Genomic DNA, 276 nt, shown 5'->3' on the forward strand with positions numbered 1-276 from the left:
ATCATCACTTGTCACTGGATTTATTGTTGGTGCTGTCGGTGCTGTTGTATCTGTTACAACTGTTGACGCTTTATCAGAAGTGTTGCCATCTTTATCTGTCGCTGTTACTGGTAATGTTTCTCTACCTTTTAAATCTTCGTTAGATGGAATGTCAATCACGTAATTACCATCTGCATCTGTTGTTGCACTCGCTGTTGTTCCGTCTGGGAACGTCACTGTTACTGTTGAGTTTGGCTCTGCTTTTCCTGTGATTTGTGTATCATCACTTGTCACTGG

General features: G+C 41.7%; 1 protein-coding gene. It reads right to left on the minus strand.

Translation table 11 applies throughout. From position 1 onward, the window contains the following. The coding region (locus HMPREF3125_RS02050) for an Ig-like domain-containing protein (RefSeq protein ID WP_256278051.1) at positions 1-276 on the minus strand (276 nt) is incomplete at both ends.

This window comes from Staphylococcus sp. HMSC13A10, assembly GCF_001808005.1.
In the GTDB taxonomy this organism is placed as follows: Bacteria; Bacillota; Bacilli; order Staphylococcales; family Staphylococcaceae; genus Staphylococcus; species Staphylococcus pasteuri.